At 49.1% G+C, this 10,318-nt stretch carries 12 protein-coding genes; 4 read left to right on the plus strand and 8 right to left on the minus strand.

Going from position 1 to position 10,318, the window contains the following annotated elements:
• Positions 1 to 10: 10 nt before the first annotated feature.
• Positions 11 to 586 carry a hypothetical protein gene (locus A1359_RS00825; RefSeq protein ID WP_066976610.1) on the plus strand — a complete coding sequence of 192 codons (576 nt, stop codon included), beginning with the start codon at positions 11 to 13 and terminating at the stop codon, positions 584 to 586.
• Positions 587 to 631: 45 nt separating this feature from the next.
• On the plus strand, positions 632 to 1,528 hold the full coding sequence (locus tag A1359_RS00830; protein ID WP_066976588.1) for an alpha/beta hydrolase family esterase: 897 nt from the start codon (positions 632 to 634) through the stop codon (positions 1,526 to 1,528).
• A gap of 223 nt (positions 1,529 to 1,751) precedes the next feature.
• On the opposite strand, the gene A1359_RS00835 is transcribed toward A1359_RS00830, so the two are convergent.
• The 7 genes from A1359_RS00835 to A1359_RS00860 all read right to left on the minus strand — a co-directional run bounded on the left by A1359_RS00835 (position 1,752) and on the right by A1359_RS00860 (position 8,418).
• Positions 1,752 to 3,353, minus strand: a complete 1,602-nt coding sequence (locus A1359_RS00835) for an IS5 family transposase (protein WP_066976593.1) — start codon at positions 3,351 to 3,353, stop codon at positions 1,752 to 1,754.
• Between the two features lie 268 nt (positions 3,354 to 3,621).
• Positions 3,622 to 4,830, minus strand: coding sequence for a hypothetical protein (locus A1359_RS00840; protein WP_066976613.1), 1,209 nt, complete (start codon positions 4,828 to 4,830; stop codon positions 3,622 to 3,624).
• Positions 4,831 to 4,979: 149 nt separating this feature from the next.
• On the minus strand, positions 4,980 to 5,144 hold the full coding sequence (locus tag A1359_RS22170; protein ID WP_157200421.1) for a hypothetical protein: 165 nt from the start codon (positions 5,142 to 5,144) through the stop codon (positions 4,980 to 4,982).
• Between the two features lie 307 nt (positions 5,145 to 5,451).
• Positions 5,452 to 5,937 carry an HMA2 domain-containing protein gene (locus tag A1359_RS00845; RefSeq protein WP_232322065.1) on the minus strand — a complete coding sequence of 162 codons (486 nt, stop codon included), beginning with the start codon at positions 5,935 to 5,937 and terminating at the stop codon, positions 5,452 to 5,454.
• Between the two features lie 103 nt (positions 5,938 to 6,040).
• Entirely contained in the window at positions 6,041 to 6,712 is a 672-nt protein-coding gene (locus tag A1359_RS00850) for an SOS response-associated peptidase (protein WP_066976598.1), read from the minus strand.
• A 52-nt stretch (positions 6,713 to 6,764) separates the two neighbouring features.
• The gene (locus tag A1359_RS00855; RefSeq protein ID WP_066976601.1) at positions 6,765 to 7,001 is read right to left on the minus strand and encodes a TIGR02450 family Trp-rich protein; all 237 of its coding nucleotides are present in this window, start codon (positions 6,999 to 7,001) and stop codon (positions 6,765 to 6,767) included.
• Between the two features lie 46 nt (positions 7,002 to 7,047).
• Positions 7,048 to 8,418: a 3'-5' exonuclease family protein gene (locus A1359_RS00860; RefSeq protein ID WP_066976604.1), complete on the minus strand. Its 1,371-nt coding sequence runs from the start codon at positions 8,416 to 8,418 to the stop codon at positions 7,048 to 7,050.
• 156 nt (positions 8,419 to 8,574) lie between these two features.
• On the opposite strand from A1359_RS00860, the gene A1359_RS00865 reads away from it, so the two are divergent.
• Positions 8,575 to 9,054: a LexA family protein gene (locus A1359_RS00865; protein ID WP_083960429.1), complete on the plus strand. Its 480-nt coding sequence runs from the start codon at positions 8,575 to 8,577 to the stop codon at positions 9,052 to 9,054.
• A 141-nt stretch (positions 9,055 to 9,195) separates the two neighbouring features.
• Here the strand turns inward: A1359_RS00865 and A1359_RS00870 are convergent, their stop codons facing one another.
• The gene (locus A1359_RS00870) at positions 9,196 to 9,798 is read right to left on the minus strand and encodes a DUF938 domain-containing protein (RefSeq protein ID WP_066976607.1); all 603 of its coding nucleotides are present in this window, start codon (positions 9,796 to 9,798) and stop codon (positions 9,196 to 9,198) included.
• Positions 9,799 to 10,015: 217 nt separating this feature from the next.
• On the opposite strand from A1359_RS00870, the gene A1359_RS21725 reads away from it, so the two are divergent.
• Positions 10,016 to 10,318, plus strand: a 303-nt coding sequence (locus A1359_RS21725) for an HU family DNA-binding protein (protein WP_157200422.1), incomplete at its 3' end; no start/stop codon positions are given.

Genomic DNA, 10,318 nt, shown 5'->3' on the forward strand with positions numbered 1-10,318 from the left:
ACTAAAAAAGGTGGCTTATAAACGCATTAGGTGGCTGAGTCTGCTGCCTGTTGTCTTTTTGGTCGGATTAATGCCGACTATTGTCCAAGCGCATCGCGGTGCGCCTGACGAGGCCGATGCTTGCGTTACGAGGGTTGGTTTCGAACGAGTCCATTTCACGGCCTATACCCCGACTCTGTCAGGGGATCGGGAATATTGCAGCATCATTCCCGAAATCGGCCCAACTAATTTGGTGTTCGACTACGAAGGTAAAAGTCTGCGCAATGTCAGCGTGGAATTCGAAATCACCAAAGAACCTGAAGGGCAAAGGGTTTTTTATCAGCAGCCGAAAAAAGTTAAAAACGGCACTTTCGATAGTTTGGTCGATTTTAGTCAGTATGGTGCTGGTAATTATTTGGCTCACATCGCTATTGTCGACAAGGATAAGCGTCTTGATACTCATATTCCGTTCTCTGTTGGCCTGGAATCGGTTCCGGGAAAAAGCTATATGCTGCAGATTGTGATGATCGGGAGCTTGTTGTTGCTGGCTTATATATTACTGAAGTTAGCGAATAAGGACGCGTCCAATCACTCATCTGAGGCATGATCGAATGGTACAGACGAGTCAAACGAACTTAGGGGGAATATGACTATGAATATGACTCAATTAAAGGTTTATTTTTTAAGAATTAATTCTTGGCAGAAAGTGCTATTCGGGTTACCGATATTAGTAATGGTTGTCATGCTTTTGATGGATCATACTGGCGGCTCCGTAGAATTGGGGCAAGCCGTGTATCGGCCTGAGATGCTGCAACGTCTTTGCAAAGCTGATCAACTTAGTGGAGACGCTGGAGAGACTTATGGCGAAGAAACCGAAAACGGCATCAAATACAATGTCCGCACACCAGCCAATTATGATGCATCCGTTGCCCACCCACTATTACTGGTATTTTCGCCGGCGGGATCGAATCGGGCTAAAACCGAAAAAACAACTGGATTCACTTTTCCTGCTACCCAAGCCGGTTTCATCGTGGCCTATGCGGATCATCCGGAATTGTCGCCCAGCACTACCGTAGAATTAGGCAGCATTCCCAGTTTAATGGCTAAAAAGTGGTGTATTGATGAAAAACAAATCTATGTTACCGGACATTCCGATGGAGGGACTTCGGCGATGGCATTAGCATTTATGACTGGCACACGACACATCCCACGTGCCATTGCGCCGAGCGCAGCAGGGGTTGCGTATGATGATTTACGCGACCGCAGATGCCCTGAACCCTTGCCGGTTATGGTTCTGCACAGCAGCAAGGATCGCCTGTTTCCTGGTTATGGTCAGCAAGCGGTGGGTTGGTGGGCCGCTTGTAATAAATGTGATCCTATTCCGGATAAAATCGCAAATGGCTGCTCCTCTTATTCGGGGTGTGCCGAGGGCGTAAAAACGTTGTACTGTGAAGGTGATCAAATCCATTCACATTGGCCCGAGCGAAGTCAGGATATCATCGAGTTTTTTGTGTCAGCGACTCAAGTTAGCCCACGGGGGGCAAAGTGAAATTGGCTCTATATGAATCGCAGTGGGTGCAAAGGTAAACCCAAAAGCAAACGGGTGGCCCGGATTCCATCTCGGGTCTGCTCCTTTTCATGGCTGAACACTTGGTTGGCAACCGACCCGGACGCATTGAGCCTAGAGCCATCAAACGATGACCCAAACTGTAGCCGAATACCGGACAGCCGATCGGGTTACATGATGCCTTAATTAGAGTCTGCTCAGTAAATCACGCGGCGCGGCCAATTGAACGACCCGGTAGCGTGAAATAGTTGCGTGGATTTAAACGCGTCATTGACCATGCCTTTCTTATGACCGTTATCCAACTTGCGAAGCTGCCTTTTTCCAGGACAAAAAAGATCCTTTGCAGGATCAGTAGGTTCATGACCAGGAAGATGCTGTTGATCCAGGCGAACGAAGTATTCGCTCGTTTGGCACGGATGTAGTTGAGTCGGTAGCCATTCTTACCCTGGCCGAATTTCCCTTCGATGGGAATGCGCTGCAGATACTCTTGCCTGCGTTGTTCTTTGGCCTGTTTCAATTGTTCGCGGTTTTCCTCGTTTTCTTGTTTTGGGCGGCCCAGCGGTTTGCCGGCAAAGCGGATACCGCGTTGCTTCAAGTATTCGCGATTGGCGCGGGTGCCGTAGAGTTGATCGGCCATGACTCGTTCTGGATAGTAGCCATAGCGATCCAGATAGGCTTCGACTTGAGCAACCAAGTCCAGACCCTCGTGAAAGGCATCCCAGCGCAGGTGATCAACATGGGCTAAACCTTCGCCGGTCAGGCTGACGCTGAGCTTGGCGCCGAATTCAACAGGCTTGTCGAGCTTGCCGCGCACCATGGGCCGCACATAAGGTTGACTGATACTAACGATACGATGGTCACAGCGTCGTGTTTTGGTTTGGTACATTGCCCATTGCTGTGCGTATACCTGCTGAATCACCCAGTAGCGATAGAGCAACCAGTACGGTAATGGCAGGGGTGTGCCTTCTGGAATCAGCGCCAGAAGTTGTTCAATGTGGGCGAGGTTGCGGCGCAGATACTGTAGTTGTTGCTTAAGACCACGGCGTAGTTTTTTTTTGCCTGGGCGCTTTTGTTTTGCGATCGCCAAATACGCCGAGCGTGCTTTCTGGCGATAGGTGCGGGGCTTTTGGTCGACCTTCAGATTTTTACACAGGGTATCGATGATCTGTTCGCTGAATTCGCGCGCTTCATTCAGTAAACTCAAGTCGGTGGGAAAACGAATGGCTTGTTCTACCACGGTGGCGTCTAAAATTAATTGACCTTGGTGTGTTGTCGCTGGACTGGTTTGCGCTTGGGTTTCGGCGGGGGAAATCGTGATCTCTTCTTTGGTGGGCTCAACGTCAGGCTCGGCGCAATCCAGGGATGCGGTCGATGTTGCCGGTTCGGGTGTTACAGGCTTTTTGCCTTCATGCGCCTCGATAATGGCGCGGTGAAAGCCTTCAAAGACGGCTTCGCCCATGCGCTTGCGGATTTCGACGAAGAGTGACGAGGCGAAAGGTTCAGTCGATTGATACCCCGGCAGCCCAACAAAGAATTGCAGGTAGGGGTTTTCCTGGATTTGCTGCACGGTCTCCATATCCGACAGGCACAACTTGTGTTTGATGATGACAGCGCCTATCACTAGGCGAGCGTCTTTCATCGGACGACCTCGATCGGCGACAAATCCTTGATAGTAACTTTCAGCAAGCTCATCCCAGGGGATGCATTCGCTTAATTTGACCCAACGATTATGCTTATCCAGCACTGTATCAAAGGGCCAGTCGAATTCGGCAATCGTCAGTTGTTTTGAGCTAGAGATTCGAATCATAGGTGCACGGTTTTTGAGGGTGTTGGCTCATTTTTCATGCACTATTATATCAAAAATAATACAGTAATCTATATATATCAAATGGTTATAATTACTGAGCAGGCTCTAATTATTATAATTGGATAGCTACTCCGATCGGCAGCTTTTGGCCGACTGCCGACGACCAGAAAACAAAGATTTGCTCATTGCCGGTGGCTGCTTTTGAGCAATTTAACTAGCGGATTTGTATTCGATGGCGGTTTTCATTTTAATGCACACAATCACTTCTTTATCCGATTAACCTATCTTTTAACGTTGCCAGAATATTATTGCCGAAATCACCTTTGCTAATCACATTGCGGATTTGAGCTTTTATTTGTGCGTCAGTCATGCCTTTAGCACTAGCCGCGTTTAAAACGGACGAGTAAGCTTCCAACACATCACCGGCGGTTATTTGATAACCATAGCCCCGGGCTATCCAATGTAGCGCCGCCATTCCAGCAGACACCGCAAAATCCGGCTGTTTTTCGGCAAAGTCCCGGCTAGCTCGAATAAGCGTTCGTGGGTCGGTTGGGCTCTTGTTGACTAACTCGATTGCCACGTTGAATAAACCTGCGTCCTTGGCAGCTGCAAACCATTTTCCTTCAGTGCCGGGTTCACTAGCCACCAGATCCTGCAGTATGTCAGCCGCAGGTTTATGCGGGTACTTTTTGACGAGTGCTCGAAACGTAGCAAGATGGGTTGTACCTATGTTGGCATCTAGCGCATAGCGGTTATAGGCTTCTTCATAAAGACCTGACGATAATAAAATGTCTTCACAAACCTTAGCAACGGCCGATATTGGCGTATTGATGATCTTCTTGCTATCTTCGGCGTAACGTAAAGCGTCGGCCTTTCTATCCATAGACAGTAATGCCCGAACACCCCATTGACGATACCACCAGCCGCTGAAATAGGGGTTTTCCAACATCACCAACAATTCTTCGTGCCGGCCAGCGGCATACAGTGAAGAGAGATAGGCACTTGAACCCTTAAAATACGCATAACCTGATGCCTGCGACACCTGTTCCACAGCAGGTCTGAATTCATCAGCCCATTGGGACGCGCACTCAGGGTTAGCACACAGCTCACCCCAGTAACCGCCCAATTCCTCGATATACGGCACATTGTCATCCTGTAACGCCAGCCACAAGCGTTGCAGCCATTGTTGTCTCATGGCAGGTGCTACGGTCGCTTTGGCAATCATAGGTACCAAGGTATCAATAGCACGGTTAACTATGGATCCGATAGTACCGGAAGAACTATCAACCTGTTGGATGGCGGGTGAAATTTTTTCTAAAAAAAGGACAGCGCCTGCAGCGGCTAATGCCGGCTCTTTCTTTGCAACCTGCTTAATTTCGGACAGGGCTTCTTTAATGCGTTGTATCGGTTTATCCGATTGCCATCCAAAAGCCTGATATCGAAAACGCGCTGCGAACTGCCATTTGTAAGCCGTCATGTTGATAGTGTCTTTACTGAGTTTAAAGGGAACCATTGTGACTGAGTCTGCAAACCGCTTCAATGCTGTTAAGGCAGTAAAATGACGTTGGGGTTTAGTGAGTAACAACTAATATTTGTTCTCTAAACGGAGGTTTTCTGAGCGCCTAGCTAGAAATCATAGGCCTGTCGCACCTCGGCGGCGCTGGAAAACGGCAAAACAACGGCGTTGCGTTTCCCCAAATCGAACAGCATCTCCGGCTCAAGGCTTCCTTCAATATGAAGATGCAATTCAACCTTCGGCATGCTGGCGATAAAGTCGTTCAAATCGGTCATGCTGCTTATCCTTTACACCCGTCAAGTTTTAGAAATATCGTTCATCTTGGCGCTAATATATCCGTCCGCGATTCGGACAGAGGCCTAATTTCATTCAATAAAGCACAAAAGAACACCTATGCCTGAAAAAGAAAAAACGTTTAGAAACGGGTAAATCTAAACATGCTTTTGCAGTATGGGCTGTCTTTAGTTTAATAGCCTTGTCACTCATTCTCTGCACTAAGATTGCCCCACAAACCGAAACAGAATTCGACAAGCGCCAGTATCCTGCGTCGCGCGAACCAATGAGCTTAGCTAATCGGGCTAATTAACGAAATAATCGAAATAACGATTTCCGATAGGTGAATAAATGCACCCCGAGATTGGCGAAAAATAAGTAACCCGTCAATCGATGCCAACGTATCCGGCGTTTCCGCCCAGCCAAGTTTAAGGTAGACAAAGAGGTGCCTAATAATAACAGCATGGCTATTTTGTTATAACGGTTTAGATTCTTTTTCGATAGCAATCGTTGTGACGCAGCAGGGTTTCCAATCACACGATCAACGGCAGAATCAATCTGTGATTCTATGCTGGGCATCGCCACACTATTTTTGTTGAACCGCACGAGAAGACTGCCGGTTCGACAGTTGTCTTCTAACGTCGTAATCACCGACATGTTCAAGAGTTCCGTTTTCAGTCTGTCCAGTATCGTTTGATCGCGCAACTTGTTATCGCGAATCCTGATTCGTCCGGGTATTGAAGAAACGATTCGACTCATGCTGTGTTTTCGGGCTGCGAGGTTTACGTCATTCATGCTGTTTTACTGATCCGCCAAGAAAGTTAGCCTGTTTTTTACTGATACTCAGTTTGCTCGTCAAGCTTTTCATGACTCACGCTGACGTTAGTTTGCTGCCTGCTTACTGTAAAGGTGATATTAGTTGTATACACCGCTCATCATCATGCCGAGGATTATTCACCCAATCGCTGACGGGCGTGGCTATCATCTGTGCATAGGTCTGATTATCCAGTAACTCAAACGCTTGATCGGCATCAGCGGTTTTATCCAGCCATGGGTGATAGTGTTCGGGCGGAATTATCACCGGCATTCTATCGTGAATGGGTTGCATTAATTCAGTGGCTGCCGTGGTGATAAGGGTGCAGGAATACAGGGTTTCTGTGTCATGCTGCCATTGCTCCCAAAGGCCGGCAAAGGCAAACAGTTGTTGATCTGATCGATGGATATGAAAAGCCTGTTTGCTATCTGCATTTTTCGCCCACTCGTAAAAGCCTGTGGCGGGTATCAAGCAGCGCCGCTGTTTGAACGCCGAGCGAAACGAGGGTTTTTCACGCACCGTTTCAGCCCGGGCATTGATCAGATGCGAGCTGTTTTTGTTATCCTTGGCCCACGATGGCACCAGGCCCCAGAACAGATTGACGGCCTTGCGCGATTGATCGTCCAGTTCGACGATGGTGAGGATTTTTCGGGCCGGGGCGATGTTATAGCTGGGTTGAAATTTCACCGGCCGCAGCAATTGGAAATGCTCAGCTATGGCTTCTGAAGTGGCTGTGAGTTGGTAGCGGCCGCACATGGCGTTTACGACTGGTTCATCGATGGGGCCGTGAATGCCAAAGCATTCTGCATTACTGCCAACCTTGTAACCAAACGCTAGTATCGGTCAGTTCGCGCCACGGCAGACTGTAACTGCGGTGAGAATACACGGCTTCCAGTTCCACCCATTCGATCGGCAGGTCAGGCTGGTCCGGCGTGATCACTTGGGTGACGATGAAATGCTTTTCCTTGTCACGCGGCATGGCAGCTGTCCATTTGCTTAACAGCAGTTTTTTCGGATTCAGGCGGCGGTTGATCGGCTGGGGCATGGCTAGAACCTCGTATGCATGATTGTGGGCTGATTACGATCATAGATTAAACCCTTTGGTTCAATACAACCGGTTTGGCTTTCTTCAAGGCTTTGTTGAGGGTCATGTAGGTATCCCGATCAAAAGCTGGGCGTCCGGCGTATAATAAATCATCGACCTCGGCTTCGTTTTTGGCCGTCCCCAGATAACACCAATGATCGATCACATGTAGCTCATCAGCTTCCCGAATACCAATGGCACCGGGATACGGCCAGCTGGCCAGTTTTAGTGACTGCATGGCGACCAATAAGCGAGTCGAGTGTTGCAGCGACTGCTCTGTGCCAACACAAACGCCTTGGCAGCGCTTTAATTGCTGGGCAAAACAGGGTTTGTTTTTGCCGGTTTTTTCCAACCCCAACACGCTGAGACACAGTTGATGTTGTTCGGCCAGATGGCGCAGGGCTTTTTGAGCGTCGCGTTGGCTATGATACAAACCGTACAGATTATTCTGTGTACCAAAATCCAAGTCACTGGCCCAGGTTAATCTGGGTACCAGATGCTCGCCTTGTTGTTGCAGTTGCCAGGCGCATAAGGCGTTTTTACGGCGCAGTCGCTGGTTATGCACCGGCATCAGCTGTTTGATCAGTTGGGCTTCGGTCAACAAAGCGCCCAGTTCGCCGCCAGTTTCGAGCCAGTCGATGCGCCGAAGTTGCTGCGACAGACTCATCTCTTTGTTACTGCGGTGGTCGGCGGAAAAATGCGACAGCACTCGTTGCCGAATATTGACGCTTTTACCGACATACAGCGGTAGATCGTTCTCGCCGTAAAACAAATACACCCCCGGACCTTCCGGCATTTCATGCACCAGCATCGGATCGATGTGCGACGGCAGACTGGAACGATTGACCAGTTTTTGCACGGTGTCGAGTAGTGTGGCCTGACTAAATTGCCCTGAAAGTTGTTGCCAGAATTGGTGTAGGGCTTGCGCATCGGCCAGGGCCCTGTGGCGATCGGTGACGCTCAGGCCATGGCGCTGGATCAAACTATCAAGATTATGCTGACGGTGTTGTGGGAACAAGGCTCTGGATAATTTCACCGTACATAATACGGAGGGCTGGAAGCTCATACCCACACGTTTGAATTCATTCTTCAAAAAGCCATAATCGAAACGAGCATTGTGAGCGATGAACAAACGACCTTGTAACAATTGCTCGACCTGCTGGGCAATCTCGGCAAACGGCGGCGCCTGTTCGACCATGGGGTTGCTAATGCCGGTCATCTGTTCGATAAATAGCGGAATACGCATCTGCGGAAACACCAGCTGGCTCCATTCCCGTACCCCGTCATCATCCACCAGTACGATACCGATTTCGGTGATGCGGTCTCGGTTGGCTGAACCGCCGGTGGTTTCTAAATCGACAAAGGCTAAAGGTTGCATGACAGTAGGTAGTGATTGGATGATTGCAACAGCTGGCGGTAACTAGACAACAGACTGTACAACAGCATGACATAAAAACAAAATAAGAACAAACATAGAACATTGATGTTTTCAGGGGTAGACTATCACTCCCCTGTTTCGTGTGCCATTGCCGTTATGCCAGCCCTCCCTTTCAAGATCAATACCACCGATGACGTGTTAAGTCTAAGCCCTGTAATAGCCGTATTCAAGCCGGCGCAAAGACCCATCAAATTTCGTTTACCGCTATTTGCTGGCCAGGTGTCTGCCGGCTTTCCTTCTCCGGCGGCGGATTATGTCGATAAATCACTGAGCCTGGACGAACTACTGATTCAAAAACCCGCCGCCACCTTTTTTGTGCGGGCGCAAGGTGAATCAATGCTGGGTGCCGGTATTCATCCCAATGATATTCTGGTGGTGGATCGCTCGCTGAAACCGGTATCCGGCAAGATTGTGATTTGCGCCTTGAATGGCGAGCTGACGGTGAAGCGCTTGCTGCAGAAAAACCAGCAGTGGTTACTGCGGGCTGAAAATCGCCACTATCCTGATATCGTGTTGACCGATGATTTGGAACTGGTGGTCTGGGGTGTGGTGACCAATGTGATTCATCCTCTTTAGTCTGCAGTATGTCGGCAACGCAAAAGCGTACTGCTTTGAAAAACACCCCTTAGGGTCGATATTCGAGGTTTATTGCGAAAGTGAGGAGGTATTGATCATGACAGGCTGAGTGCTCACTACTTGTTCTGCATCGTCCGGATTTCAGAATATCCGTTTAAAAACCAGTAACCGATTATTCGCTGGCATGGCATGATCCGCCTGCAGCTGCAAACCAATCCTGTCAGCGAGTTGACAGACCCATTCAAAGTCACGGATGCCGCTGACAGGATTTTGTGCTTTGAGCGATTGATCAAACCTAGCATTACTGTCGCTGGTAAAACGGCCTTGATAATTAAAGGGGCCGTAAACGCAGACTGCGGCGTGCACATTAAGCACAACACCGAGCCGTTCGAATAAGGTTTCAACTTCGGCCGCACTCATGATATGCAAGGTATTGGCGGTGAATAGCGCGTCGATAGCCTGACAAGGCCAGGCGTCATCATTGACATCCAGTGCCAACGGCGATCGGATGTTGGGTAACTGCGTGTCATCCAGCCACCGTTGTATGCCAGCTAAATTCTCGAGTCTGTCCATCGGTTGCCAGGTAAGGTGGGGCAGTTGACGAGCAAAGAAACAAGCATGCTGCCCGGTACCACTGCCAATTTCCCACACGGTCGTCGGTTGGGTGAATACCTCGCGCAGAATAGCTAAAATAGGGCTTTTATTGTTTTCACAGGCTTGGGAAAATGGCTTTGTGGCTGTCATGGTGCTTGGGTTATAGAATTAAAGGCTACATCGTAAAGGTAGACGCTATAGCGATAAACTGCTTTGTTTCCGGCGTCTTTCAACCCTTACACCGACTATCCCCGACTATCCCCTTCTGGAAGGGACTAAAAGCTGAGATCAGAAGCCTTACTAACCCGCGTCAGCTTGGATTCCGGCTAAAATAGCGGGCAAACACATCGGTATTTTCAGGAGACATATGACCCGTTCAGAATTGATCGAAATGATCGCGCAAAAACAACCGCATTTACAATTGAAAGATGTGGAGCTAGCGGTTCGCTGCATCGCTGATCACCTTAGCGCAACACTGTCCCAGGGTGACCGCATTGAAATCCGGGCAATGAACTGCGTGATCGGGTGGACGCCTCCCGGCAAAAATACAAGATTGTGGATTAGCGCCCTCCTCTCTTACTGGTACATCTCACCACTTAGGCTATGGTTGGAAATAACATCCCGAAATCCAAGCGCATCGTTCCTATGCTTCGCGTCACTGCCATTAAGT

The organism is Methylomonas lenta (assembly GCF_001644015.1).
GTDB lineage: Bacteria > Pseudomonadota > Gammaproteobacteria > Methylococcales > Methylomonadaceae > Methylomonas > Methylomonas lenta.